This is a genomic window from Nitrosococcus halophilus Nc 4 (assembly GCF_000024725.1).
Taxonomy (GTDB): domain Bacteria; phylum Pseudomonadota; class Gammaproteobacteria; order Nitrosococcales; family Nitrosococcaceae; genus Nitrosococcus; species Nitrosococcus halophilus.
This window is the reverse complement of the sequence record NC_013960.1, coordinates 422,602-447,827: the sequence shown is the minus strand read 5'-3', so window position 1 is coordinate 447,827 and position 25,226 is coordinate 422,602. Positions and strand designations below refer to the sequence as shown.

Sequence of the window (25,226 nt, the reverse complement as noted above, 5' to 3'; positions counted from 1 at the left end):
TAATTCACGAGATCACCACAAAGGCACGAAGAACACAAAAAAACTTGAATATATCAAGATAGTCGGCTTTATTAGCAACGCGCAGCTCCATCAATCTTTCTTGGCTGACTAAGACCTCTTCCCCTTTGTGTCCTTGGTGTCTTGGTGGTGAAAAATCCAGACTAAGCCAATTCCAGATCGATCTTTTTCTCATCCAGATCGACCCGGACGACAGTGACCTGGACTTTATCGGCCAAACGGTAAACCTTGCGGGTGCGCTCTCCCAGGAGGCGGCGGCCCACAGGATCGAAATGGAAATAATCGTTGCCAAGGGCGGTGACATGGACCAGTCCTTCAACATAAATATTGCTAAGCTCCACAAATAGGCCAAAGGCAGTAACCCCGGTGATCAGACCGTCAAAGGACTCTCCCACTTTGTCCATCATATATTCGCACTTAAGCCAGTCCACGGCATCACGGGTCGCATCATCGGCGCGGCGCTCACTCATGGAACAATGCTCCCCCAGATTGGTCATCTCATCCTTGGTATAGAGGAACATTTTCGGGGATTTTTGCTCCAGCACGTGGCGAATAGCCCGGTGCACCAGCAAATCAGGATAGCGCCGTATGGGAGAGGTGAAGTGGGTATAGGCATCTAAGGCCAACCCAAAATGCCCATTATTTTCAGGGCTATAAATGGCTTGCTTAAAACTGCGCAGGACCACGGTCTGGATAAGGTGGGCATCTGGACGATCCTCAATGGACAGCAAGAAGCGAGCAAAATCTTTAGGGGCCGGGGAGGAGTCCCCGCCCCCCACCGCCAATCCCAACTCAGCGAGAAAGCTGTGTAAATCGGCCAATCTATCTTCTTCTGGCGGTTCGTGGACACGAAAAAGCGTGGGAACCTTATGCTTAGTCAGGAAGCGGGCTGCGGCAACATTGGCCAAGATCATAAACTCTTCAATCAGCCGATGGGCATCATTGCGCACCAAAGGCCGAATATCCTTAATCTTTTGGGTCTTATCAAAAACGATTTGGGTTTCGCCCATTTCAAAGTCTATGGCCCCGCGCCGGGTCCGGGCTTTGCGCAATGCCTGATAAAGGGCATACATGGTTTCAAGCCCTGGGAGCACGGCGTTATAGCGCTTACGCAGCCTCTCATCACCGTCCAACAGCATGGCCGCAACCTGGTTATAGGTTAACCGGGCCGCCGATCGCATCACTCCAGAATGAAAGCGAAAACCCTTTAACCCCCCCCGTGGACCGATCGCCATTTCACAGACCAAACACAGACGATCCACTTCAGGGTTGAGGGAACACAACCCATTGGACAACACTTCAGGCAACATGGGGATCACCCGGTTGGGGAAATAAACCGAGTTGCCCCGCTCCTCGGCCTCGGCCTCAAGGGCAGAAGAAGGCCGGACATAGGAGGAGACATCGGCAATCGCCACCCACAAGCGCCAACCCTGACCGTCCCGCTCCGCATAAACGGCATCATCAAAGTCCTGGGCATCCTCACCGTCAATGGTCACTAGGGGCAGATCCCGCAAATCCAAACGCTCCGCCTTAGCCTTCTTCGGAACCGTGGCTTTAAAAGCTTGGGCCTCAGCCAGCACTTCCTCGGGCCAGGCATGGAGTAGACCATAAGTTTGGATGGCAACATCCACCTCCATCCCGGGCGCCATGTGATCGCCAAGCACTTCCACAATTTTGCCCATGGGCTGGCGTTTAGCCGTGGGTTGCTCAGTGATCTCGGCAACCACAATTTGAGTGTCCTGGGCCCCCTTCTGATGCTCCGGAGGAATCAGAATATCTTGGTTGATGCGCTGATTGCTGGGCATCAAAAAGCCAAATTTATCCTCAGCGATAAAACGGCCCACCACCTGGTGGTTATTCCGCTCCAACACTTCCACCACGGCACCTTCACGGCGTCCACGTCGGTCGATCCCGATAACCTGAGCGACCGCACGATCGCCATGCAGGACAGTGCGCATCTGCCGGGCGGAAAGATAAAGATCTTCTCCCCCCTCGTCGGGCACCAGAAAACCGTAACCGTCCCGGTGGCCTATCACCCGCCCCCGCACTAGATCCATCTTATGGACCAACCCATAGGCCCGGCGGCGGTTACGCATCAGCTGACCGTCTCGCTCCATAGCGCGCAGACGGCGGCGAAAAGCCTCCCGCGTCTCCTCATCGCCCTCAAGCCCTAACTTTTTTATGAGCTCCTTACGGGTCATGGGCCTGCCTTGCCGTTCCAAACATTGAATGATGTATTCCCGGCTTGGGATAGGCTGCCCATACTTCTGGGCCTCACGGGCAAAATAGGGGTCTTTCTTTCTCCAGTTGCTCATTGACAAGTTATTTTAGGCTCGGTAAAGTTCGCGTTTGCTCGAAGGTGCCTATACTTAGGCACCGCTATAATTGTGTCTATGCCGAGGTGGCGGAATTGGTAGACGCGCATGGTTCAGGTCCATGTGGGGGAAACCCCATGGAGGTTCAAGTCCTCTCCTCGGCACCAGATTTACAAACCATAGCAGACCACCCTAGACCAAGCAAGGGGTTGTTCTAAAAGCTTTTTCCCCCAATCTGATTTTTTTTCCATCCCATCTTTTATAGTTTACATCTGTCGACCGGGACTCCGAAAATACTGATCCGGGATCAAGCCCCGCCTTCTTAACAAGATCAAGCTTGCCTTCGCTTATGGACAGTGAGGCAATAGTGCTCCCCACCCTGAAACCAGGCGCCGATAATCCCCCATTCATACTCTAAAGCCATGAACATTGTGATACGTCCATATCTTCCTGAATGCGCAGGCGAGTTCCATTGTGGGAGATCATGCCTTTCTGCGCTTAACGGTATTGCCAAGCTAGGCAATTAATTCATGTGTCCGGAATAGTCTAACTCATCTCGCGATCTTCAAGTTTCCGCATCAACACACCGCTCATAATGGAAAATCCAAGTAAATACAGACAAAGCACTAAAGTATAGGCCGTACCAAAGTAGTAAATCATGAGCGGAAGCAGAGGGAGCTTAACCGCACGGCTGTAGAGAAAAACAGCGGCCAGCGACGCGTCCATGCCTTTCTCCCGCAACTCTCGCATATGGTGACCGCCAGACTAGTCAATAACAGCATGCCTATGATGATGGGCAATAGATTAGCAAATGTCCGCGCTGTCTTCTTGAGGCTCCTTGTTAAGCGATGTCCTTGCATGTGTCAATCCTGGATTGTGTCTTATCTTGGGCTAAAATTAGAGTTAACGATGGTGAGAAAGATAACACAAATTCCTCCGTCTCCGGCATCGCCGGCGGCACAGATCTTCACGAAAATTGCCCACAAGATAGTTACGTCTTTGATGGGGTTCGAGACAACATAGCGGACTGGGGCGATATTTGCCATGTATGCGTACCCGTACAAAAGCATCGCGCTAACCCTGCTTTCAGGATGGGTATTACTTGTGACGCCAACCATTGTTACCTCGGGCGCTACGGAAAAGGCCGAACGGGATCAGCTTCGACTCCATGTCGTTTTCAATAACGTGCCCTATAAGACGGGTTTGGAGACCAGCTGGGGTTTTTCCTGTCTGATTGAGGGCTTGGCTAAGGCCGTTCTGTTTGACACGGGCGGCAATGGCAATATTTTACTCTCGAACATGCAACAGCTCGGCCTCAGCGCCGACGCAGTTGAGGCTGTCGTGCTTTCCCATAGCCATGGCGATCACACCGGCGGACTCGGCGCCTTTTTGGCACGCAATCCTGATGTCACCGTGTATATGCCTCAATCGTTCCCGGCATCATTCCAGCAACAGGTTTCATGCGGGTCACCACTGCACTGCCCGAAGACAATGTGCGCGTTGTTGCGACCCTGCGGGAGATGCTCTAATCATGCCAAGAACGACGCCCTTTGAGCTTCATCACCGGCGCTATGATGAATGGTTTATGCGTCACGCTGCGGCCTACCACTCGGAGTTACTGGCCGTCCGCACCCTGCTACCCTGGCGCGGTCTGGGCCTGTCCATCGGAGTCGGCACCGGACGCTTCGCCGCTCCGTTGGGCGTACAGACAGGCATCGACCCAACACACGAAGTGCTCGCTTACGCCTCAAAGAGGGGCGTTTCGGTAGTTCAGAGTATTGCTGAAGCACTGCCTTTTACGGATCACAGCTTTGACTATGCGCTGTGTGTCACCACCATCTGCTTCGTCGATGACGCCGGCGCGATGCTGCGGGAGGCGCACCGTGTCTTGAAATCCAGCGGCGCGCTGGTAATCGGTTTTATCGATCGCACCAGCGAACTGGGTCAACACTATCTGGCCCATCAGGCCGAGAATGTGTTCTATCGTGACGCAACCTTCTTCTCGGCAGCCGAAGTGGAACAACTACTGCACGATACAGGTTTCAGTGAGCCTGTTTGGGTGCAGACCTTGTCGAAGACGTTAGAGGAGACCCGGGAGATCGAACCCTTGCGCGCCGGTTATGGTGAGGGGGCCTTTGTCACGGTTAAAGTAAACCGGCCTTGAAGCATTCAGGCCGAAAACCATCGGGGGATCACTTTGGCACCCTGCTCTCACTGTCAGCAGGCGCACTTGTCTATAGGGGCGTCACATATTTATTACTCCAGAAGGTACTGGTCGGGATTCGCCCTACCTTCCGCATACGCCTCATGCCAGCCTTCTGGAACAGGCATTTGTGCATACAATTGCACCCTTTCGGCCTCTAGCAACCGCCTCGGTTGCCCCATGTAATCTGCAGCGCAATAGACCTTCTTACCTAGGGTTGTGGAAAGCGTATCCAACCAGATGGCCCCGTCCTCACTGCGCATCAAGTGATGGTCAAGGATGACAACCTCGATGTTTTGCGCCAAACGTACCGCCTTTTCCCAAGCGCGCTCACGCTCGGCGTTGGTTAATCGATCGAGATAGAGAGGCGGCCCGGCGGCCAACACGATATCTGGCCACCAGTTAATCACCTGATCTACGGTCGGATCATCCAATAGTTGGATGTCGGAGGCATGCACGAATACACGGGTCCCCACCTTAATCCGGGCCATCATCAAGGTACCCATCTTGCTGCCTGGCGCACCGTGGGGCACGGATCGGGAAAATGACAAGCCTCCTTCTGATCGCCCTTCCGCAACCTGCAGGTTCGTCCCCAATAGATCCGCCAAATCCTGAAAGCGTTTACTCATGTTGGCCGAGAGGTCGTTACCGGATTTGCTCCAACAACGCAATTCGCGAAAAGAATGTGGAAGCGCACGAACCGAGAGCTGATAGGGATTGGCGTCTACCAGAGGCACGTGATCACCGTGGAAATGGCTGAATACTACATCGGTCGCAGTGTTCAACACCGCTCATAAAAGTCTAGGATAATCTCTGAAAACCTAGCCTTATTCACACCGTCAACACCGACGCCGCTAGCGCGGTCTTACTCGACTCTTGTGTGCGTTTAACGTCTGGCTTGAGCGTGTCCCGACGATACTGATTTAAATTGATCGCGGCATTGAGATCGCGGTCTATGGTCAATCCGCAATCACACGCCAACGCTCTATCCGCTAGCGTGATGTCATGGAGTTGACCGCAACCTGAGCACATCTTGCTGGAGGGAAAAAACCTATCCACCCGTTCAACCGTGCAGCCACGAAGATAGGCTTTGTATTCGATAAACTGCCGCAACATAGCAAATCCTGCATCCACTATTGACCGGGCAAGTTTGCGGTTTTTAACCATGCCTTTGACGTTGAGATCTTCTAGGGCAATCCGGTCATAGCTTGCCGTGAGTTGATGGCTCAGCTCATGGAGCACGGCGCTCCTTTGTTTGGCTATCCGGTAGTGCAACTTCGCTAACCGCTGTTTGGCTATCGCTCGACGGTGGCTGCCTTTCTGCTTCCTGGATAGGTTTTTACTCAATCGCTTGAGCTTCTTAAGACTCCTCTTTAATTTGTTATTGGCTGGGAAAACTTGACCGTCCGAGGTCACGGCCAGTGATTTAACACCGAAATCAACGCCCACAGAAGGCGCTCTCTTTTGACTATAGTCTTTGTAGTCTTCCGTGTCCACCAAGATAGAGGCGAAGTATTTGCCCGCTCGCTTGCTGATAGTCACTTGCTTAGGCGTTCCCTCAAAGCGCAACCGCTGGCGCATTGGGATAAGAGTGCTCAGCTTTTCGATTCTCAGCTTGCGGCCCCTGACCTCAAATTTAGTCCGCTCACGTAGGGCGAAACTATCGTTAATATCCTTTTTCTTGAACTTTGGAAAACCAGGCTTCTCTCCCTTCTTCACCCGCCTAAAAAAGTGCTTAAAAGCATTGTCCAGATCATCAATGGCGTTACGCGTCACCCGGCTTGAGACTTCGTTATACCAGGGGAACTCAGGCCGAATAACCTTAATGTAGTGCTGATAAGCCGCCGCCTTGCTCCAATTATTCTCAGGCTTGAAGAAGTGCTCCAGCAGCTTGTTATAACAGTGTCGCCTTGAGCCACGCGCCTTATCTAAGTAAGCGGCTTGCTCAAGGGTGGGTCTTAATTCAATCTTGTGCGCCAGCAACATTTTTTAGCGCCTCTACCGTCTGCTGGTGTTTTCTGCTTCGGCTTCCATACAGCCGGGCTGAAAATACCGTGATGATCTCCAAAACATCTTGGGCGAGCTCTTCCTCAAAACTAGGCTGCTCACCTTTATGGATAATCACAATCTCAATGCCTTGAATTTCGCAGAGGGTAAAAACTAACTCTGCGCCAAACCTTAATAGCCGGTCTTTGTGAGTAATCACTAGCCGCCGCATCTTTCCCCGTAGAATAAGCTCAAGCAGCCTATTCAATCCTTTTTTTCGGTCATTCATCCCTGAGCCGAGATCTTTAATGACTTCAGCCTTCCATCCCTTGGCCGCGCAGTAAGCCTCTAGCATGGCGTGCTGACGCTCAAGCTCCTCCTTTTGATCATGGCTGCTGACACGAGCATAGCAAACTGTTGGGCTGCTCTCATCTGCCAGCCCTAGCAAATCTGCTACAGCGTAATAACGGGTTCCGCCTTTGGTTTTTCTGGCCGGTAACAGCTCCCCGGATGCCTCCCATTTTCTGAGGGTATCCGGGGTAGTGCCTAAGAGCTTTGCTGCCTCGCCAATTTTCACTAATCTCTTTTGCATTTTCATATATTAGAAGAGATTATAATAAATTTCAACGCTCAGTTAAATACCCCTTCTCCACGGGGGTGTTATGAATCGCGATCGCCAAGGCCACCAACACCCCCAGTGAGGGTGAGGCAATATAGGCGTTAGCCATAGCGAATCCCTCGGGCACATCGTGCAGGATAAGGCCGAAGGCCACCAGGTAGGCGGTCTTGAGCAACGCCTTGGGATACGCACCCCGCTCTTCTACCAGATGAGTGTGCGGGATCACCCAATGCAATACCGCTACAATCAGCATACCCAGCATAAAGGCCCTGGAGGCCGTACCTGTGCCTGCTTCGCCTATCGCCTCCGGCATCAGCTCGAGGAAGGACACCAACAGCATGATGCCGGCTGAGAACCCTATTCCTACGGCGATTGCCCGCTCATTCCTGCCAATATAGATCGCCAGTGCAACACCCAGCAGCGTGGTTAATACGGAGAGGGAGGCTAGCAGGAGAACGGCGATATAGGTGATGTATGGGAGCTCAGCGGGCATTGTTAAACGGGGGAACGCTCCACGCAATCTAATGCCCGGCTATACGGGGGTGTACAAATAACTGTGTAACTGGTGATCTGTAATTAACAACAAGGAGAAAGCACTGATGACCAGTATTGAAAAAAAGACCGATGAGTTGCTGGATGAACTTCTGAAGGAGTGCAATAGCCCGAAAGAGGTTCTGGGCGAGCATGGGTTATTGAAGCAGCTGAGCAAGCGCTTGGTGGAGCGGGTTTTGGAGGCTGAGCTGACTGAGCACCTAGGGTACGCGCCCCATGCTCAGGAAGGTCGGGGCAGTGGCAACAGCCGCAACGGCAAGAGCAAGAAGCGGGTTCAGAGCGAGGCGGGGCAATTGGAAATCGAGGTGCCACGGGACCGCAATGGGAATTTTGAGCCGCAATTGGTCAAGAAACGTCAGCGTCGGCTGGAGGGCTTTGATGAGAAGGTGCTAGCGCTGTATGCCCGGGGGCTCTCGACCCGAGAGATTGAGGCGCAGCTGGAAGAGCTCTATGGGGTGGAGGTCTCCCCGGCGCTGATTTCCCAGGTGACCGATGCGGTGTTGGAGGAGGTGCGGGCCTGGCAAAGCCGGCCCCTATCGGCCGTCTATCCCATCCTATATTTTGATGCCTTGTTTGTGAAATCACGCCAGGAGGGCATGGTGAAAACGAAAGCAGTGTACTTAGCCCTGGGGGTCAATCTAGAGGGAGAGAAAGAGCTGTTAGGGATGTGGATGAGTGAAAACGAAGGGGCTAAATTCTGGCTGTCGGTATTCAATGAGCTGAAAAACCGGGGGGTCGAGGATTGCTTTATTGCCTGCGTGGACGGGCTCAAGGGCCTGCCTGAGGCCATCGAGGCGGTGTTTCCACAGGCCCAGGTTCAGCTGTGCATCGTGCACAAGGTGCGCGGCTCGCTGAAGTATGTCCCCTGGAAACAGCGCCGGGCCGTGGCGGCCGACCTGCGGGCCATCTATGGCGCCGCGACCCTGGCCGAGGCCGAACAGGCCCTAGAGCGCTTCTCAGCGCGTTGGGATGAGACATATCCGGCCATCAGCCCCAGCTGGCGGGCCGATTGGTCACGGCTGACGGTCTTCTTTGATTACCCACCCCAGATCCGGCGAGCCATTTATACCACCAACGCCATCGAATCCTTGAACTATTCACTACGAAAAGTCTTGAAAAACCGGGGCGCTTTTCCCACGGATGAAGCCATTTTCAAGGTGCTCTATCTGGCCCTGAACAATATCACCAAAAAATGGACTCAACCCATTCGGGACTGGAAGGCCGCCCTCAATCAATTCGTCATCCTCTTCGCTGAGCGGATGCCCAAGTGAAAATTAGTTACACAAAAAACTTGACACCCTCGGCTATACGGTATCCGCGTCTCCGCCACGAGTCCCATCTGCCACTTCACAGATCCTGGCCCAAACAGGGCAATATGAGACTGAAATCACAGATTGCCGTTCCTTAGGGAGTAAAGCCATACCCCATCATCATATTAACTTTTGCAAATGGCTATTTATCGTCTATAAAAAACGACAATAGCCTTTTATTATTACCCTTATATTTTGCTTTGGCCATTACACCTTTAAATCAGAAAAATAGGAGCTTCCCCTTTCCTAGCGCTAGGCTGGAGAAAGAGAAGAAAATTTTTATATTGACCGGTATTCTCCTGACAGCCTTAATTTTTATCTTTGACTATCTCACACCGCCAGGTATCGCCAGCAGTATATCCTATATCGGCGTGGTGTTTATTGGACTTGCAGCACGTTCACCCTTAGCTCTGTTGCTGTTCGCTGGATTAAGTTCCCTGCTGATTGTATGCGGAGTATTGCTCTCCCCTGAGCCGCCAGCGCCCTTTAACACAGTGATGGTTAACTGCACCCTCACTCTCTTCGCTGTTTGGTTGACCGCAAGCTTCTGCTATCTCCACTTGCATTCGGTGTTGACCTTACAGCACCTGGCCCATCGTGACCAACTTACCGGGGTGTACAATCGGCATTACCTTATCGCTAAGGGTAGCGAGCAAATCAAAATGTGGCAGCGCTACCAAATGCCTTTTTCCCTCATCATCCTGGATATAGACTATTTCAAAAAAATCAATGACCAATACGGGCATGGGGCGGGCGATCAAGTCCTTAAACATATTGCAAAGTTATTGCAATCACAAACCCGTAATGTCGATACGATCTGCCGCTATGGCGGCGAGGAGTTTGTCATCTTACTGCCTATGGTGGACCTAGACGGGGCATTGGCAATGGCCCACCGTATCCAGCGAGCCCTTTCAAAAAGCAGTCTCCCCTGGGAAACGATGACTTTCAGGCCCACGGTGAGCATGGGGGTGGCCGAATTGGTGGATAAACGATGGGATCTTGACAAGCTTATCGCCGAAGCAGATATGGCCCTCTATCAGGCCAAGAGCTTAGGGCGCAACCAAATCATACCTATGTCCATGTCGAAGTTAGCCCGCATAAGCTCAGCCACCTAAAAGTGGGCTAAGAAACTGCTGGCCCCCCCTTTTCAGTTTCAGTAGGGGGTAAAACGTGTTAGCGCCGTACCACCAAAATTTAAAGGCTTAATGGTGGAGCCATTTTTCACGGCTGGAGCCCCCCCTCGCTGAAAGCAAGGTTTTTCAACAATCTCTAAGGCAAGGAACCAATCGGCCACCAAGAAAACAACTCCAACCGTTTTCTACCCTCAAGGACCTCCTCCTCGATTTTCCGGCCTTCTTCCTCCATGCTTCGGCCCTCACCGCTAAACGTTGAGTGGGCCCGGTAGATGACCTCTCCCTTATCATCAAAATGAGTTTCTTCTACGATAAAGGACACGAGGATCTTTGCCTCGGCAAGCTCGCGCCACCTCAACTTTATAATCTTGGCACTCCCCAGCACCCGTTTGCCCTCTTTGGGAGTGTGCGCCTCGGCCTGGGCATGGGAGGGAAAAGAAGGGAAATTTTCATACCGATAGGTTATCACCAGTTCAGGAAATTCAACTCCAGGGGAAGGGTCATCACTTGCCCAGACGCTTCCCATGGTGAAAAGTGCCAAACAAAATAAAATAAATTTCCCCATAACATCCCCCCAACAAATTAAGCTAAACAAAAAAATTATGGGCACCTTAGCAGGATAAATCTATCCTTCTCCCATCCTTTCTAAGTAATCTATAGGGGTTCCCATTTAGAGGAAGCGCCGTTGGGCTTGGGGCAAACATGACTAGGCTGCCAAGGGTAAGGGCTAGAGATAATTTTGAACCGATAAGACAGATAAAGACAAAGGGCGTGGTAAGCAGCAACAAGAATTAGACATTGCATAGATGAACCTTGCCCCACTACCACGCCTGGGACAAGATCACCGCTTCCGTTGTTGTACTGCTTCCTTGAGGGCTTTGCCAGGCTTAAAAACGGGCACATTCGTTGCCGGAATGGTAATCGTCTCCCCAGTCTGAGGATGCCGACCTGAACGGGCAGACCGCTTCTGTACTGAGAAAGAACCAAAACCGACCAAGCTGACCATCCCCTTTTCACCCAGAGTCTGCTCAATCGTCTGGAGCAGCGCATTCACGGCACGCTGGGCATCTGCTTGAGAAAGATTGGCCTCTGAGGCAACGAAGTTAACCAATTCAGTTTTATTCATAAAGCGTGCGCTCCTAAAGTTAAAGGTATTTTTATGCTCTATTATTCACTTCTCGGAAAATTGCACAGCCAGTTCTCAGATTCGACACAGGCTTAAGCCGACGGGTACCCGGGCGAGACAGGGCCTTAGCTTAAAAGAACTGGATGGGTTGCGGATATCTATACTTCAGCAAATTAACCCGAGAAGCCTTGTAGGCTTTCTTGATTTAGCTTTTTACCTGCCAGGCGCAGGTAATACCCCAACCGTCCACTTTGCCAGTAAATATCGCCAGAAACCAAGTCCCCCTGGTCCTGGCATCCAAGGGATTGGGATAATACACGACTCCCACCCCTAGGGTCACTGCTCAACCTAAGGAACTTCTGATGAATGCCGCTGATGAGCTGTAAACCCTAGGATAAAAAACAAGAATACCCCCAGTTGGAACCCTCTGCCTCCGCCCCCCGGATTTTCCTGGCTAAGGGTCCTCAAGGCTAGGATACAACTTGCTGATAATATAGCGCCCTTCTGACTCAATTGAAATTGATTGTTGGAGTTTCGCCATGACTGACTGCGGTTCGGTCCATCCTCACCTTGTCAGTCTGGAGAATTCGCGTTTCCTCGCGGTCCTCAGACGGTGGCTAGGCCACGGCCCTTGGGGTCTTCACCGCTCCACGCGCTTTATCGGTTTCGGCGCTCCCCGCCGTACCCAACATCAAAACATTTTTGGCCGCGTTGATATCGCGATCATGGCTGGTATTACAGTCCCGGCAAACCCACTCGCGAACTTTCAGCGGCATGGGCTCTTGAATAGTCCCGCACTCAGAGCACGTCTTGCTGGTGGGCACCCAACGGTCCACGATCAATACCTCGCGGCCATACATTGCTGCTTTGTACTCGATTTGTCGCCTGAGTTCGTACAGCCCGCAATCCGCGACGGCTTTACTCAGGCGGCGATTTCTCAACATCCCTTTGATATTCAAATCCTCAAGACAAATTACTGGGTTCTCGTTAATCAGCTTCGAGGATTGTTGGTTCAGAAAATCCCGGCGGCTATCCGCTATCCGGGCATGAATTCTGGCCACACGCTGTTGCTGCTGGCGGCGGCGGTTGGCGCCTTTACGCTTCTTGCTCAAGCGTCGCTGCGCCCGCTTCAATTGACGGGCATAGCGGTAGGTGTATTTGGGCGCACCCGACTTATACCCATCGGAAGTGATAACCACATCCTTAACCCCCACATCCACCCCAACAGCGTTCTTGCGGGCAGGCAGAGCGGCAATCTCCACCTCACAGGCCAGGCTGACAAAATAACGGCCAGCCGGGTCTTTACTGACCGTGACCATTTTGGGGATGCCCCCCATACGCTGAGACCACTTGAGCTTGAGCGTACCCAGCTTGGGCAGCTTCAACCGCTTGCTTTCGGCGTTGAAGTTCTTCGCCACATGGCGTTGGTCCAATTGATAGCGTACCGATTGGGTCTGATGGCGTTTCTTAAATCGGGGATACTTGCCCCGACCGGCGAAGAAGTTTTTAAACGCCCTATCTTGGTCCCTCAGTTTTTGGGTATGGCAACTGGCGGTGGCTTCGCTCAGCCAAGGGCATTCCGTTTGCTTCAGTACCGTCAATTGGCGGCTGAGGCTGATAGTGTTCAGCGACTCGCCCTGCGCTTGATACGCCTTCGTTCGCCTTTCCAATGCCCAATTCCACACATAGCGGGTATGGCCGAATTCAATGGCCAATTGCCGCTTTTGCGTGGGCGTAGGGTAAAACCTGAATTTGTAGGCCCGTTGCGTTACCACGCAGCCATCATGCCACAACTGTCGCCTATGGCAAAAGAGTACTCAAGGGCTGGCCAACTACGCAAAACGCGAATTCATGGCCAAACGCGAGTAATCGGCCCTCGCGCTCGACGCGCCGTTTCACTTCGCACTCTCGCTAGGGGGGCGTCGTGCATCCAGGCACTCCTTCAATGATGGCTAGAATCCAAACCCCCATATATCATAGAGGCTCACGTTAGCAACAGAAAAAAGCAGAAAGACCATGAAACAGGTCCAGGCACGCCGGGGCTGGCAATTTTGGATCGATCGGGGCGGCACTTTTACGGATATTGTGGCTAAAGCCCCTGATAACACCATCAAAACCCATAAGCTACTGTCCGAAAACCCTTCCCATTATCGGGATGCCGCCCTCCAGGGGATACGGGATCTACTCGGCCTAGGCCCCCAAGATCCTATTCCGGCAACAAGGATCGACTCAGTCAAAATGGGCACCACGGTAGCCACCAACGCACTGCTAGAGCGCCGGGGGGAACCTACCGTACTAGTGACAACCCAGGGATTTGGCGATGCTTTACGAATCGGCTATCAAAACCGCCCCCATCTCTTCGCACTCCACATTAAACTCCCTGAGATGCTTTATCAGCAGGTCATTGAAGTGGATGAACGTTATAGTGCGGGTGGTGAGGTGCTACAGCCCCTTAACCTAGATACCGTCCGCCAACAGCTACAGAGCTGCTATGACAGGGGCCTACGAAGCGTGGCTATCGTGTTCATGCATGCTTATCGCTATCCCCACCATGAACAGACCGTCGCCCGGATCGCGCGGGATATCGGCTTTACCCAAATCTCGACGAGCAGCGAAGTCAGTCCGCTGATGAAACTAGTCAGCCGTGGCGACACCACCTTGGTAGATGCCTACTTATCCCCCATCCTGCGCCGTTATGTGGACCATGTCGCCGCCGAGTTGGGCGACACTCGCCTGCTCTTCATGCAATCCAATGGGGGACTGACTGAAGCCCATTGCTTCCAGGGCAAAGACGCCATCTTGTCCGGCCCAGCCGGGGGGGTCGTCGGCATGGCCCGGACCTCGGAACTAGCCGATTTCCATCAGGTGATTGGATTTGATATGGGAGGGACCTCCACCGATGTCAGCCACTATGCCGGGGAGTATGAACGGGCTTTTGAAACTGAAGTGGCAGGGGTTCGGATACGAACCCCCATGATGCAGATCCATACCGTCGCTGCGGGGGGAGGCTCCATTCTCCATTTCGACGGTGCCCGTTATCGGGTGGGACCCGATTCTGCCGGGGCTCAGCCGGGACCGGCTTGCTACCGCAAGGGTGGGCCTTTGACAGTCACTGACTGCAACGTCATGCTGGGCAAACTCCAGCCCGAATTCTTTCCCAAAGTATTTGGCCCCCACGCCAATCAACCCTTGGATGAGGCCATTGTCCAGGAAAAATTCACCGCCCTAGCCGCTGAGATCAAAACGGCTACGGGAGATGACCGAACCCCGCTCCAAGTGGCGGAAGGTTTTCTTGCCATTGCGGTGGAAAACATGGCCAATGCCATCAAACGCATCTCTATTCAGCGGGGTTACGATGTTTCGGAATACGGATTGTGCTGTTTTGGAAGCGCGGCAGGGCAGCATGCGTGCCTGGTTGCCGATGCCTTAGGCATGAAACGGGCCCTCATCCATCCCTACGCGGGGCTGCTCTCTGCCTACGGGATGGGGCTTGCGGACTTACGGTCATTGCGGGAAATGGCCGTGGAAGCCCCCCTCAGGGAGGAACTCATGCCCACGTTGGCGGCAACCTTTGACCAGCTCATGGCACAAGGGGAACAGGAAATACTCGCCCAGGGCGTTGCTCAAGAATGCATCTCCTCGGTCCGCAAACTCCATGTGCGCTATCAGGGTACGGACACCGCCTTGTTAGTCAATTTCGATCACCAAACGGAAATTGCCGCGGAATTTGCAAAGGTCTATAAACAGGCCTTTGGTTTTCTGATGCCCGAGAAGCCGTTGATTGTGGAATCAGCTCAAATAGAGGTCATTGGCCGCAATCCATTATGGTCCGACCCCACTTCGTTCGAATCCCCTCCGCCGCGACAGGGAACCGTGCCGACGATAGCCACGGTCACGGCAACCCTGGGCGGGAAAACCCAAGACACCCCCATTTACCAGCGGGAGGCAATGCAACCCCATGACCGAGTCAGCGGCCCGGCCATCATCATTGAGACCAATAGCACCACCGTTGTGGAGCCTGGCTGGGAAGCAGAACTCACTCCCCGGCGGGATCTCGTTCTTACTCGAATGATACCGCTGCCTAAGCAGCTAGACATAGGGACCCAGGCTGATCCAGTGATGCTGGAAATTTTTAACAACCTATTCACATCCATCGCTGATCAAATGGGCGCAGTTCTCAAAAAAACCGCCTCCTCGGTCAACATCAAGGAACGTCTGGATTTCTCCTGCGCGATCTTCGATCAACAGGGGGATCTTGTCGCCAATGCCTTACATATTCCAGTCCACCTGGGATCCATGAGCGCCAGCATTAAAGCGGTGATTCGCGACCATAGGGAACATATTTCTCCCGGCGATGTTTTTATGCTCAACACACCCTACAACGGGGGGACTCATTTACCCGATGTGACGGTCGTGAAGCCGGTATTTGATAAGTCAGAAGCCCAGCTCCTCTTTTATGTCGCCGCACGGGGGCACCACGGAGATATTGGAGGCATTACGCCCGGCTCCATGCCCCCCTATAGCCAAACGATTGACCAGGAAGGGATCGTCATCGACAACGTTAAATTGCTCGAGGGAGGACGGTTTCTGGAACAGGAAGTCGTGGCCTTGCTCAGCAGCGGTCCCTATCCGGCCCGCAATATCCCACAGAATCTGGCGGACCTTAAAGCCCAAGTGGCTGCCTGTGAGAAAGGAGTGCAAGAACTTCGACGCATGGTAGATCATTTTGGACTTGAGGTGGTGCAGGCCTATATGAAGCACGTTCAAGATAATGCCGAAACCTCGGTGCGCCGCGTTCTCGAAACCCTCAAAGACGGCAGTTTCACCTACCCCATGGATGATGGCAGCAAGATTAAGGTGAGCATCCGCATCGAGGAGCCCTCCCCACAAGAGGGCATTCAGGCCCTTATCGATTTTTCCGGTACCAGCCCCCAGCATCTGGGGAACTTTAATGCCCCGGCTGCCGTGACCATGGCCGCTGTCATTTATGTCTTTCGTTGCTTGGTTAAAGCCGATATCCCCCTTAATGGAGGAATTTTTAAACCGCTAAAGATTGTTATCCCCGAACACTGTCTCTTAAACCCCTGCTACCCGGCGGCAGTGGCGGCGGGTAATGTGGAAACCTCCCAATATATTGTTGACGCCCTGTTGGGCGCTATGGGAGTAGTGGCGGCCTCCCAAGGAACCTGCAATAATTTCACTTTTGGGAATGAACAATATCAATATTATGAAACCATTTGTGGCGGCGCCGGCGCCGGTCCAAATTTCAAGGGTGCCGATGCAGTCCATACCCATATCACCAACACTCGCCTTACCGATCCGGAAATATTGGAATGGCGTTTCCCAGTCCTCTTAGAGTCATTTGAGATTCGCAAAGAATCTGCCGGCAACGGCCGATATCCAGGGGGGAATGGGACTGTGCGCCGGTTCCGTTTTCTGGAACCGATGACTGCCGCGATTATCTCCAGCCATCGGAAAATTCCCCCCTTTGGCATGGCAGGGGGGGAACCCGGCCAAGTGGGTCGAAACTGGATCGAACGTGTTGATGGCTCAGTAGTGGAACTATCTAGCTGCGGGCAAGCCCAAATGGGGATAGGGGATATCTTTATTATTGAGACTCCAGGCGGTGGCGGATTCGGCGCACCATTACACACCAGTGGCGCCACATCTAACGGATAGCTAAAATCAATTAAAGTAACTTATTGATTGATTCGACTTAAAACTATCCAAGATATAAACTGTATTTGTAATCTATAATTAAAAATAACTCATACGAGTTCTCATAAGGAGAGGCAATGCAACTGACACAATACACGGATTATTCGCTGCGGGTTTTGATTTATCTTAGCCTTCATGACGAGCAATTGGCTACAATTAGCGAAATCGCCAGCAGTTACAATATTTCCCGTAACCACCTGGGCAAGGTCGTCCATAATCTTGCAAACTTAGGGTATATTGATACGACTCGGGGCAAGGGCGGGGGCATGCGCCTGTCTCAGGCACCTGAGAAAATCAACCTAGGACGGATAGTGCAACAAACAGAGGGACGATTTGATGTGGCTGAATGTTTCAACACCACCCACAATACTTGCTCTATTTCCTCCTGCTGCCAATTAAAAGACGTCTTTTGGGAAGCACGGTGCGCATTTCTGGCGGTGTTGAATCGGTACACCTTGGCCGATGTAATCAAAAACAAGAACGAACTGCGCTCCTCGCTCCGGGTCGAATGGTTCCCACCCCGAGCCGCAGGTTATTAACCTTAGTACGCCCTTATTAGCAAAAAGCCACTAACCTAATATTGCAGTAGTTTTCTTGCAATATTAGGTTAGTTCGCTTATTTCTTTTCTGGTAATGAAGAGCTAGGCGCTAATAGCCGAGGTTTTCGCCACCTCACCCCAAATAAAATGCGCAGCGTCCAACTCGCGGCCCAAATACTCCCAAGAATGAGCAAAGCACGGCCAAGAATGCGTTGTTCCCCTAGCAAGTAGTTGGCACAAAGGCGGTCTGGAAGCACCATATACAGCCAACCTAAACGCATAAACATGGCCCAGAACTCTAGCTTCAACACGCCCTGGGCTATGGAACTTAGCTGGAACCAGCTCAAGTTAAGGGCGGTACCGATAAACAACGGCACCGTAATAAATTTAATCATTTCAAAGGCGGGTTCCGAAATAGCGGCATCCAGGGCGCGGGGCAACATCCAGTAAAGCACGGTCACAACGACCAAAACCATACCCGTGATGCCCCATCGGTTCCAGGGGGCGATTTTGCGCTTAAATTCTTCAGGAAGGGTCTGCCCCAACCACCACCCTAGGAACGCCAAAGCCGGTAACTGCACTAACATGTGGGTCACCATACTCAACTCCAAGGCGTACCGTAAAGGCGGCAGCGCGAGCACCCCCCACACCAAGCAGGGCAAATACCACCCCTGTCTAACCTTCATGGCTCTCTCCTTCAGCAAGGGCTATGGTCAGGTACTCTTGCAACTTTGGATATTCCTCCACCCCAAAAATAGCAACCAGCCGCCCCTGGGTATCAATCACATGGTAACCTGCAGAGTGAGTATAGCCGCCCATTTCATCGGGAATAACCGTCACCTTGAAAAAATCCAGAATTGCTTTTTTCTCCACAGGATGGGTCGGTCGCGCCGCTACCCACTGCTCCCCGTCACCGGAGAAATGGGAAAGATGGGTTCGAAGCCGCTCTGGCGTATCCTTTTCCGGGTCAAAGCTGATACTCAATAAATGCAGCTTCTCCTTCTCTAACGCTTCGCTAAATTCTTTCCGAAGACTTTGCATCCCGCTGCTCAATGTCAGACAAACACTGGGACAACTGGTGTAGATGAAATCTACTACCACATATTGCCCCTGCCAATTCCCCAAGGCGATTGCCTTAGCATCCTGATTCTCCAGTTGCCAATTGGGAACGGGTTTTGGATGTTCGCGCACCTCAAGACGACGCGCCTCTTCCGCGGTAAAAGCCCGGCCGCCATCGGTGCCAAACCAGAGGGTTGCCAGACCCGCCATTGCCAGGAGAGTGCTCAAAAACAGAGTTTTCATCTCTACAATCCTCCTTAAAACCTGGTTCAAATATTAGGCACCAGGGCAGTAGAATTTATCTGAACCCAACTCAAGGGAAGAGGTGCATTCAATAACACAGGATAATCGCTAATAATCTTAAAAACCAGAACCGATAAAGGCGGCACGCCTTCTCTATATATGAAAGCATGCCGCCCCCAGTGCCAACCTAAAAGGTTGTCGGTTCTGCTATTGCCATAAAGAGTCAACAACAGAGGTTTGTATCATCTCAAGTTCACTCGGGCTGCCTATTAGCTAGGTTCCGGTGCCCGTGGAAGCGCAGTCAGGGCACGCCAAGTAAATAGCAGAACCCCTAGGACGACTAAAATCGCCGCCAGCGTCCCCCAATGGGCCATCGGGATCCACTCGTCCATGTGAACTGCCCACCGACGGGGAATGCTGCTGGCACCACTAGCCAGGAAGGTGAAAGCCAACAACAAGCCACCCCCCAGGAAGCTGTAGAAACCAAGCCGATCCGCCATGGTGGTTCCCCCTTCCTTTGCTTCACCGAGAAGATGGTAGGCAAACCCAAAGATCATAGGCAATAGGCCTAGGAGCAGATAAAAGTGGAAATGGCCGGGCACCCACAAGGTGTTATGGAAAACACGGTTGACGGTCACCATGGCATCGATAATCGCCGGAATAACCCCTGCCGCCCAACCAAACATGGAGAGAAAGAGCAGTTTGGTGGTGGTATTCCATTGAATTCCAGAGCGGTACACGATCATCAAAGCACCATAGCCGGTGACCACCATGACGGGCACACCGCTACCATAGGAGAGCACTTGACCGACAATCAGCGCCCAGGGAGGCATGGCAAAGTCCATCATCAAGTGGTGAGGATAGACCGCCATCACCATGAAGACGATGGCTAACCAAGCGGCATAAAAGACTTTCGACGTTTTCCAAGGACGGCCAGTGTAACGGGGCAATAACTCATAAACCGCCGTCACTGAAGCGTAGATGGTCGCGTTGATAAACACGTGACCGAAGAAATAGATCAAATTCTTAATTAGCAGGGCATCGGGCTTGAACTCTGGATTATAGAGGTTCACCAGCATCATCACCAAAACTACGGCACCTGCTGCAATGCCCAGGAAATTAACAATGAGTACCATAGTCCCGGCCACCACCGTCGGCGGATGAGAAGTGTCTACCGGCTCCTTACCAAATAATTGCGGTAACCCCAGCGCCCGCCCAAAGCTGCCGTAACGAGCAAGAATGGCGCGGCCCACATCCAAATAGAGAATGAGGAAGCCCGTACCAATGACCAGTAACCCCAGCAGGAATGCCGCAGCAGCACCAGCAGACCAAGCGCCGAGAGAAATCCCCGGCAAGGGATACAAGAAAGTCCAGGCACCCCCGTATTTTCCGAGGAAAATCGAGCCTAGAATTAATACCACGCCAGTGAGAAAGATACCAAAATTGATCCAGAATATCTTGGTGCTTAACTGCACGTACTGGCGCAGGAAATACCACAGTACCCCGGTCGAGGCAATCCCCGCGGTACCCACCATGCCGGCTCCATGTACCGTCATGAACTGGTAAAACAGGTCTGGGCTAATCGTAAACATGTTGCCCTGGGCGGCACGCATTACCGCACCCGCCAGCATCATTAATAAGAAAACCAAGATCCCAACAATCAGGTGCGTTTTTACCGCAACCAGCGCGCCCTGGTTCTCTGCCTCACTATAACTTACTGTCCCACTTAATGTTGTTGTACTCATATATTATCTCCGCTATTCTCTCTCCCCGTGCTTTGCACACCTAGCTCGCTGCTTCTACATTCAACTCAGCTATCATGGCATGGTGCGCCAATCCGCAATACTCTAAGCAGAGAATGCGGTACTTACCCGGCTCATCAAAAGTATAAATCAGCTTATTGGTGTAGCCTGGCATGGCCTGGACCTGAGCCACTAGCGTTAAATCTTCGTCATAGATACCCAAACCGTGGTTGACATCGGCACCCGTTACTTGAAATGCCACGGGCTTACCGGCCACGACGGTATCGGTGCTCATGGTCCAGTACCATTGATGCCCACTGACATCAACTACCTGATAACCATCGCCGCTATACGCTTGGGCCTGAGGGGCGATAGGAAATGGCATGAGTGTGGCGAAAGTCACCACCACCCACAAACCAGCCAGAAAAAGGAACCACTTACCGCGAAAGCTATACCATTTTTTCTGGATGGGCGGATATTCCTCGGGTGTTTTAGAATTGCTGATCACATAGTAAAACACCGCCGCAAGCAACGCTACGCAAGCGAGTGTTATAAACCAAACAGTTGACTGCATTGTGCTTATCCTTTATCTCCTAGATTTACGTAGAACCCCAAAACTTATATTTGATATAGTTCTTTGTCAACTAAGGCAAGGGGATCACTTTAATGTATTCTCCCAGGGCTTCGCGACTGGACCCGACGACTATTCGAAGTTCGCCATCACTAGCCCGTTCTAGCTGGCCAACAACTTCAACCCATTCGCCGGTCTCGGCTTGCCCCACGTAAGTATGGGAGAAAGCCACTACCGTGTCTATCTCAGCATGCACCAAGCGATAGCGGGCGGGATAAGCAAAAGCTTCGCTTCCATCCTTGATCTGAGCCTGCAACTTTCTCTTACCTTGTTTATGAAAATACCGAGAATCCCCTTTAATTTCTTCGGGTCTTGAAACGAGCACAATATCGAATTTGGTCCCTTCCCAAACCGCCTTGTTATACTTACGCCGCTCATGCCATAGATATTCCTGAAAATCTAAGCTACACCCCCGCCGCTTATAAGTCTCACGCCAAAGAGTTTCATCGAGCGGGTCTAACTGCCCTTTGGTGAGCGCCTGCTTAATAATCCTTCGGGCTTGCTGAAAATTCTTCTGACCATACACCACCAAATCAATATCGGAACCCACCTGCTGGACGCCAATAAGCAATGAACCGGTAATGCCTAAATTTTGGGAATAAAGCCCTCCCGCCTCAAAGAGTTGAACCAGTCCCCTCACCTTCTCCTCAATCTCATCCCCCGAGGATGGGGTAAGAATTTCCGCCAACCTTAGCTGGGACTGATAGTGCCTAACCACCCTGGTTACAGGAACGCCATGGAGTCTGGCATCCAACCGGGGAGAGTCATAAAGATAGTAGGGGTAATGAGTTTCCAGTAGGCTATCCGCCTGTGGGGTATTGACCTTACGCCAACAGGCGCCTTTTTTCACATAGCGCAGTACGCCTAAGGCCCGCCCCTCTTCCTGATGGTGGGTGACTACGGAAAAGATCAACCCTTCCTGGGTCTCGACAAAATCACGCGGACGAATTTTGGCGGCATTGGAAGCTTGCCTTGAAGCAAGCCCACAACCCATCAGTCCGCTTTCTCTTTAATGGCAATTTGATAAATGGCAAGCACTTTACGGGCGCTGCTCGTTGCCGCCCGTGAACTCAGGGTGGCCCCCGTGATGCCCTGAATGCCGTAATTGAGATTGAGCTCGCTCAGTTGACGGCGGTAAAGCTGGGCGAACCAACGTTCTGGCGGCTGATACTCGGGGGGTTCATGGAAGGCAAGTACATGGATCTGATCCAATTCACCGGTGGGGGTCAGAATAATCAGCAAGGTCTCCGGTTTAGTACGCACCGTATGGGACTCAATCGCCGCATAGCCCAGAAGCTTGCCCTCATGGCGTCCCACATAAAAAGTAAACAACTTGGACTCGAGTTTGGTCCGGGCAAGTTGTTCAATTTTTGCCACTTGCTCTTCGGTAAGAAAAAGAGACTGCATCTCAACCTGGGCTTCTTCGCCAAAGGCCAGTTCCAAGGCCTCCTTCTTACCGTAATAAATCGTGCCCATGGCATTTGATGCCACCAGTACTCCCATCAATAGGATGAGAAGAGCACTCCTCCCCTGCTTAAACGTATTCATCGGTTCCATTATCAGTAAGGCAGGACCCGTGAATACGGGTCCTGCCCAAGGCTATATACATAATACTTCCAGGCTAGAAAATGAAACCGAGCCCCAGGTTAAATTCATCGGCGGGGCGGCCATCTTCGGCTTCGAAGTTGCGGTAGTCTGCCTTAATAACCACATTGGGAATAGGCTTATAGTTCACACCAAACTGGTAGATATCCCGATCAAAAGCACCATTATCCCTAAATCCCGATGGCGTGCTGGCAATGGTATCCAACTGCTCAAAACGGAAGAAGGGCGCCAGGTACTGGGTGGTTTCCGGCCAGATTAATGGCAGCACATTATAGGCCAGCTCGGTGTACCAGCCAAAATTGTTCTCGCCAACGGTTTCCCCTTTAGCGGCACTGAGCACTTCGGCATCATCAATACTGCCCCAAGCACCCAAGGCCCGGAACCACCAGCCCCGATATTGCCACTGAATATGGCCTTCATAGAGTTGAGTGAAGACATCCAGTTCTTCCCCCGCAAAGGTTTGATCTTGCCCCGAATTGCCCACATAGGCAGAACCCCCAAAGGAAAGCCCAGGCATTCCGGGAGGCGCGTAGTCCAAACGGCCCACAAAGGCTAAATCTTCCGCCAAGGCTTTGCTGCCGCTTTGACGGCCACCCCGGATACCGCTAGAGTCAAACCCTGAAGCATCCAGGCCATTAACCGCATAAGTGGTATAGGTCAAGCCTGGCCAAAGTTCACCAAAGAGACCTACCCCATTCTCCCGCCAAGTACTGGGAAGAATCCGCCGCTCAACCTCGGGACGGTTATTGCCGAAATAGAAAGGCGGTTCATGGATGGGGTTAAGGAACCCCATTGGGAGCAACACTAAACCGGCACGGATATTGGCCCGAGGATCCAGCAAGAAGTCCAAGGCGGCGAACTCGACGGAAACCGATCCTTCCTTACCGGTGGAAGCATGCTCAAATTCAATCTCACTATTAAAAAGTATCCGATCCGTGAACCTGTAGCCGGCATAGAGTACTAACCGCACAAAATCAGCATTATCCTCCTTGTCCCCATTCACAAAAGTTTGGTATCGACCTTCGCCATAACCGCCGATAGAAAGGCCCTTACCCACCTGGTAGACTTTGGAGGCCGCTGGCCCCAAACCATACATGCTCTTGTATTCGAATTCTTCGGGAATATAGAGCTCGGTCCGTAATTTCTCCACGGCTTCGGCGAGAACGTCGGTCTTACGTTCCAGTTCCTTGACCTGCTCTTTTGTCTGCCCGCCCTCGTCGGCGGTGGAGGTGGTTTCAGTGGCTTTTTCAGAAGCTTCCGATTGGGTCTCCTCCTCTAACCCTTGCGACTTAGCCTTAAGAGTTTCGATTTCCTTTTGTTGGGCCTGAATGATTTCCCACATTTCCTCCATGGTCTTCGGCATTTCAGCCGCCTGTAAAGGCAAACTCGCCACCAACGTGGCTGCCGTCAACCCCATTCCCAGCAAGCTATTTTTTTTTCTCACTAATCTTACCCTCCCTCGGGAACATTACAGCAGTAGATAAAAAAGATGGCATAGTAAACACAACATTATATAAAAGCGCAAATCATTATCATTAATTAACGCATTGGGCGCTTAATTAGCCTCACTACTACCACTAAAAATTAAACATAAGTTATTGAATTAAATTAATATTAAGTAACCACTGGGTATTTTGAAGCAAGGAGGAAGCGGCTATAAACCTGCTTTTCATCTACACAAAAAATCGCGGCCCCCAAGTCCCCTGATTTCGCAGACAATCGGATTTAGGTTCTGAATCCGGGCCAGACAAGTAGCGTGTACTGTACGCACGTTAAGAAAGTTTAATCGGCCTATCGCTATCGCTTGGAGCAGACAAGTAGCATGCGCCGTACGCACGCAGAGGCTATAGAAGACAACCTAAGTGCAGAATTGCCAAAAACGGCCGTTAATCTACTCAATCATTTCCTAATGCAGAGGAGTCGAAAGATATGGAAAAAAGGCGGGTTGTCATAGCGATCCTGGCAGGGGGCTGGGTGACCCTTTCCCAAGCCGGGGGGGTTTATAAGTGCATAGACGAACAGGGCCGAATCCACTACGCGGATCGGCCCTGCCGGGGCGTGGTTGCGCAAGAAACCGTGGAAATCAAATCCCGATCCTCATCCAACCCCCTCCTCTTGGAGAATGGGCGCCAGGCAAAACAAAAGGAGTTACTCCAAACCTGGCAAGAAGAACGGAAGCAAAAGCAACAGGCAGAAGAGGAAGCACGAAAACAAAAAGAACAGCGCAGCCGCAACTGCGCCGCCGCCAAAAGCCGACTTCATCTCATTGAAAGCGCTAGGCGTCTCTTTAAGATGGATGAAAACGGCGAACGCCATTATTACTCGGATTCCGAGCGTACCCAGAAACTCCAGGAAGCCCAGAAGCAAGTGAACAAATGGTGCTCCCCATAAGCCTCCCTGGGGGCGCAAAGCCCCGCGACCTCCCCT

The 25,226-nt window shown here is 52.1% G+C and carries 23 protein-coding genes and 1 tRNA gene; 8 read left to right on the top strand and 16 right to left on the bottom strand.

The features are described 5' to 3' along the window. Window positions 1–161: 161 nt before the first annotated feature. Window positions 162–2,333 carry a ribonuclease R gene (gene rnr, locus NHAL_RS02130; protein WP_013031519.1) on the bottom strand — a complete coding sequence of 724 codons (2,172 nt, stop codon included), beginning with the start codon at window positions 2,331–2,333 and terminating at the stop codon, window positions 162–164. Between the two features lie 80 nt (window positions 2,334–2,413). On the opposite strand from rnr, the gene NHAL_RS02125 reads away from it, so the two are divergent. Then, window positions 2,414–2,500: transfer RNA gene (locus tag NHAL_RS02125), tRNA-Leu, on the top strand. 379 nt (window positions 2,501–2,879) lie between these two features. Here NHAL_RS02125 and NHAL_RS02120 read toward each other — a convergent pair. Continuing rightward, on the bottom strand, window positions 2,880–3,059 hold the full coding sequence (locus tag NHAL_RS02120; RefSeq protein WP_157862467.1) for a hypothetical protein: 180 nt from the start codon (window positions 3,057–3,059) through the stop codon (window positions 2,880–2,882). Between the two features lie 318 nt (window positions 3,060–3,377). On the opposite strand from NHAL_RS02120, the gene NHAL_RS19585 reads away from it, so the two are divergent. Together NHAL_RS19585 and NHAL_RS02105 are read left to right on the top strand one after the other, a co-directional pair. After that, entirely contained in the window at window positions 3,378–3,887 is a 510-nt protein-coding gene (locus NHAL_RS19585; RefSeq protein WP_049780569.1) for an MBL fold metallo-hydrolase, read from the top strand. Continuing rightward, window positions 3,865–4,497 (top strand): class I SAM-dependent methyltransferase, encoded by a 633-nt coding sequence (locus tag NHAL_RS02105; protein ID WP_013031517.1) that lies wholly within the window; start codon window positions 3,865–3,867, stop codon window positions 4,495–4,497. The genes NHAL_RS19585 and NHAL_RS02105 overlap by 23 nt, the downstream gene beginning before the upstream one ends. Before the next feature lie 92 nt (window positions 4,498–4,589). Here the strand turns inward: NHAL_RS02105 and NHAL_RS20100 are convergent, their stop codons facing one another. Genes NHAL_RS20100 through NHAL_RS02085 form a run of 4 tightly spaced genes read right to left on the bottom strand, consistent with a single transcriptional unit; the run spans window position 4,590 to window position 7,634 of the window. Further along, window positions 4,590–5,321, bottom strand: coding sequence for an MBL fold metallo-hydrolase (locus NHAL_RS20100; protein WP_083761432.1), 732 nt, complete (start codon window positions 5,319–5,321; stop codon window positions 4,590–4,592). Window positions 5,322–5,367: 46 nt separating this feature from the next. Further along, window positions 5,368–6,522 carry an RNA-guided endonuclease InsQ/TnpB family protein gene (locus tag NHAL_RS02095; protein WP_013031515.1) on the bottom strand — a complete coding sequence of 385 codons (1,155 nt, stop codon included), beginning with the start codon at window positions 6,520–6,522 and terminating at the stop codon, window positions 5,368–5,370. Next, entirely contained in the window at window positions 6,500–7,114 is a 615-nt protein-coding gene (locus tag NHAL_RS02090) for an IS607 family transposase (protein ID WP_041355331.1), read from the bottom strand. The genes NHAL_RS02095 and NHAL_RS02090 overlap by 23 nt, the downstream gene beginning before the upstream one ends. Before the next feature lie 31 nt (window positions 7,115–7,145). Next, window positions 7,146–7,634: a ZIP family metal transporter gene (locus NHAL_RS02085; protein ID WP_013031513.1), complete on the bottom strand. Its 489-nt coding sequence runs from the start codon at window positions 7,632–7,634 to the stop codon at window positions 7,146–7,148. A gap of 106 nt (window positions 7,635–7,740) precedes the next feature. On the opposite strand from NHAL_RS02085, the gene NHAL_RS02080 reads away from it, so the two are divergent. Together NHAL_RS02080 and NHAL_RS19575 are read left to right on the top strand one after the other, a co-directional pair. After that, window positions 7,741–8,964 (top strand): IS256 family transposase, encoded by a 1,224-nt coding sequence (locus tag NHAL_RS02080; protein WP_013031487.1) that lies wholly within the window; start codon window positions 7,741–7,743, stop codon window positions 8,962–8,964. A gap of 323 nt (window positions 8,965–9,287) precedes the next feature. Continuing rightward, window positions 9,288–10,118, top strand: a complete 831-nt coding sequence (locus NHAL_RS19575; protein ID WP_049780568.1) for a GGDEF domain-containing protein — start codon at window positions 9,288–9,290, stop codon at window positions 10,116–10,118. A 154-nt stretch (window positions 10,119–10,272) separates the two neighbouring features. On the opposite strand, the gene NHAL_RS02070 is transcribed toward NHAL_RS19575, so the two are convergent. The 3 genes from NHAL_RS02070 to NHAL_RS02060 form a co-directional block, all read right to left on the bottom strand. Further along, window positions 10,273–10,701, bottom strand: coding sequence for a hypothetical protein (locus NHAL_RS02070; RefSeq protein WP_013031511.1), 429 nt, complete (start codon window positions 10,699–10,701; stop codon window positions 10,273–10,275). A gap of 276 nt (window positions 10,702–10,977) precedes the next feature. Next, entirely contained in the window at window positions 10,978–11,262 is a 285-nt protein-coding gene (locus NHAL_RS02065; protein ID WP_013031510.1) for an HU family DNA-binding protein, read from the bottom strand. A gap of 617 nt (window positions 11,263–11,879) precedes the next feature. Continuing rightward, entirely contained in the window at window positions 11,880–13,037 is a 1,158-nt protein-coding gene (locus NHAL_RS02060; protein WP_013031509.1) for an RNA-guided endonuclease InsQ/TnpB family protein, read from the bottom strand. 241 nt (window positions 13,038–13,278) lie between these two features. Between NHAL_RS02060 and NHAL_RS02055 the strand changes: the two genes are divergently transcribed. Together NHAL_RS02055 and NHAL_RS02050 are read left to right on the top strand one after the other, a co-directional pair. Then, the gene (locus tag NHAL_RS02055) at window positions 13,279–16,941 is read left to right on the top strand and encodes a hydantoinase B/oxoprolinase family protein (RefSeq protein WP_013031508.1); all 3,663 of its coding nucleotides are present in this window, start codon (window positions 13,279–13,281) and stop codon (window positions 16,939–16,941) included. 116 nt (window positions 16,942–17,057) lie between these two features. Beyond that, a complete protein-coding gene (locus NHAL_RS02050; protein ID WP_013031507.1) occupies window positions 17,058–17,519 on the top strand; it encodes an RrF2 family transcriptional regulator in 462 nt (153 codons plus the stop codon). Between the two features lie 77 nt (window positions 17,520–17,596). Here NHAL_RS02050 and NHAL_RS02045 read toward each other — a convergent pair whose 3' ends face one another. The 7 genes from NHAL_RS02045 to NHAL_RS02015 all read right to left on the bottom strand — a co-directional run bounded on the left by NHAL_RS02045 (window position 17,597) and on the right by NHAL_RS02015 (window position 24,243). Then, entirely contained in the window at window positions 17,597–18,205 is a 609-nt protein-coding gene (locus tag NHAL_RS02045; RefSeq protein WP_013031506.1) for a hypothetical protein, read from the bottom strand. Beyond that, complete coding sequence (locus NHAL_RS02040; RefSeq protein WP_013031505.1) at window positions 18,195–18,821, bottom strand: SCO family protein; 627 nt, start codon at window positions 18,819–18,821, stop codon at window positions 18,195–18,197. Before NHAL_RS02040 ends, NHAL_RS02045 begins: the two co-directional genes overlap by 11 nt. A gap of 269 nt (window positions 18,822–19,090) precedes the next feature. Then, entirely contained in the window at window positions 19,091–20,566 is a 1,476-nt protein-coding gene (locus NHAL_RS02035; protein ID WP_013031504.1) for a cbb3-type cytochrome c oxidase subunit I, read from the bottom strand. A 40-nt stretch (window positions 20,567–20,606) separates the two neighbouring features. Next, on the bottom strand, window positions 20,607–21,137 hold the full coding sequence (locus NHAL_RS02030) for a cupredoxin domain-containing protein (RefSeq protein ID WP_013031503.1): 531 nt from the start codon (window positions 21,135–21,137) through the stop codon (window positions 20,607–20,609). Window positions 21,138–21,207: 70 nt separating this feature from the next. Continuing rightward, entirely contained in the window at window positions 21,208–22,188 is a 981-nt protein-coding gene (locus tag NHAL_RS02025; protein ID WP_013031502.1) for a hypothetical protein, read from the bottom strand. Continuing rightward, window positions 22,188–22,742, bottom strand: coding sequence for an FMN-binding protein (locus NHAL_RS02020; protein WP_238985417.1), 555 nt, complete (start codon window positions 22,740–22,742; stop codon window positions 22,188–22,190). The genes NHAL_RS02025 and NHAL_RS02020 overlap by 1 nt, the downstream gene beginning before the upstream one ends. Window positions 22,743–22,815: 73 nt before the next feature. Next, window positions 22,816–24,243, bottom strand: a complete 1,428-nt coding sequence (locus NHAL_RS02015; protein WP_013031500.1) for a tropomyosin — start codon at window positions 24,241–24,243, stop codon at window positions 22,816–22,818. Window positions 24,244–24,728: 485 nt separating this feature from the next. Here NHAL_RS02015 and NHAL_RS02010 point away from each other — a divergent pair, with 485 nt between their 5' ends. After that, window positions 24,729–25,190 carry a DUF4124 domain-containing protein gene (locus tag NHAL_RS02010; RefSeq protein ID WP_013031499.1) on the top strand — a complete coding sequence of 154 codons (462 nt, stop codon included), beginning with the start codon at window positions 24,729–24,731 and terminating at the stop codon, window positions 25,188–25,190. Window positions 25,191–25,226 lie beyond the last annotated feature (36 nt).

Coding starts and splice junctions, on each gene's coding strand:
- rnr (WP_013031519.1), bottom strand. CDS start 2,333: ATGAGCAACTGGAGAAAGAAAGACCCCTATTTTGCCCGTGAGGCCCAG.
- NHAL_RS02120 (WP_157862467.1), bottom strand. CDS start 3,059: ATGGACGCGTCGCTGGCCGCTGTTTTTCTCTACAGCCGTGCGGTTAAG.
- NHAL_RS19585 (WP_049780569.1), top strand. CDS start 3,378: ATGTATGCGTACCCGTACAAAAGCATCGCGCTAACCCTGCTTTCAGGA.
- NHAL_RS02105 (WP_013031517.1), top strand. CDS start 3,865: ATGCCAAGAACGACGCCCTTTGAGCTTCATCACCGGCGCTATGATGAA.
- NHAL_RS02095 (WP_013031515.1), bottom strand. CDS start 6,522: ATGTTGCTGGCGCACAAGATTGAATTAAGACCCACCCTTGAGCAAGCC.
- NHAL_RS02090 (WP_041355331.1), bottom strand. CDS start 7,114: ATGCAAAAGAGATTAGTGAAAATTGGCGAGGCAGCAAAGCTCTTAGGC.
- NHAL_RS02085 (WP_013031513.1), bottom strand. CDS start 7,634: ATGCCCGCTGAGCTCCCATACATCACCTATATCGCCGTTCTCCTGCTA.
- NHAL_RS02080 (WP_013031487.1), top strand. CDS start 7,741: ATGACCAGTATTGAAAAAAAGACCGATGAGTTGCTGGATGAACTTCTG.
- NHAL_RS02070 (WP_013031511.1), bottom strand. CDS start 10,701: ATGGGGAAATTTATTTTATTTTGTTTGGCACTTTTCACCATGGGAAGC.
- NHAL_RS02065 (WP_013031510.1), bottom strand. CDS start 11,262: ATGAATAAAACTGAATTGGTTAACTTCGTTGCCTCAGAGGCCAATCTT.
- NHAL_RS02055 (WP_013031508.1), top strand. CDS start 13,279: ATGAAACAGGTCCAGGCACGCCGGGGCTGGCAATTTTGGATCGATCGG.
- NHAL_RS02050 (WP_013031507.1), top strand. CDS start 17,058: ATGCAACTGACACAATACACGGATTATTCGCTGCGGGTTTTGATTTAT.
- NHAL_RS02045 (WP_013031506.1), bottom strand. CDS start 18,205: ATGAAGGTTAGACAGGGGTGGTATTTGCCCTGCTTGGTGTGGGGGGTG.
- NHAL_RS02040 (WP_013031505.1), bottom strand. CDS start 18,821: ATGAAAACTCTGTTTTTGAGCACTCTCCTGGCAATGGCGGGTCTGGCA.
- NHAL_RS02035 (WP_013031504.1), bottom strand. CDS start 20,566: ATGAGTACAACAACATTAAGTGGGACAGTAAGTTATAGTGAGGCAGAG.
- NHAL_RS02030 (WP_013031503.1), bottom strand. CDS start 21,137: ATGCAGTCAACTGTTTGGTTTATAACACTCGCTTGCGTAGCGTTGCTT.
- NHAL_RS02025 (WP_013031502.1), bottom strand. CDS start 22,188: ATGGGTTGTGGGCTTGCTTCAAGGCAAGCTTCCAATGCCGCCAAAATT.
- NHAL_RS02020 (WP_238985417.1), bottom strand. CDS start 22,742: ATGAATACGTTTAAGCAGGGGAGGAGTGCTCTTCTCATCCTATTGATG.
- NHAL_RS02010 (WP_013031499.1), top strand. CDS start 24,729: ATGGAAAAAAGGCGGGTTGTCATAGCGATCCTGGCAGGGGGCTGGGTG.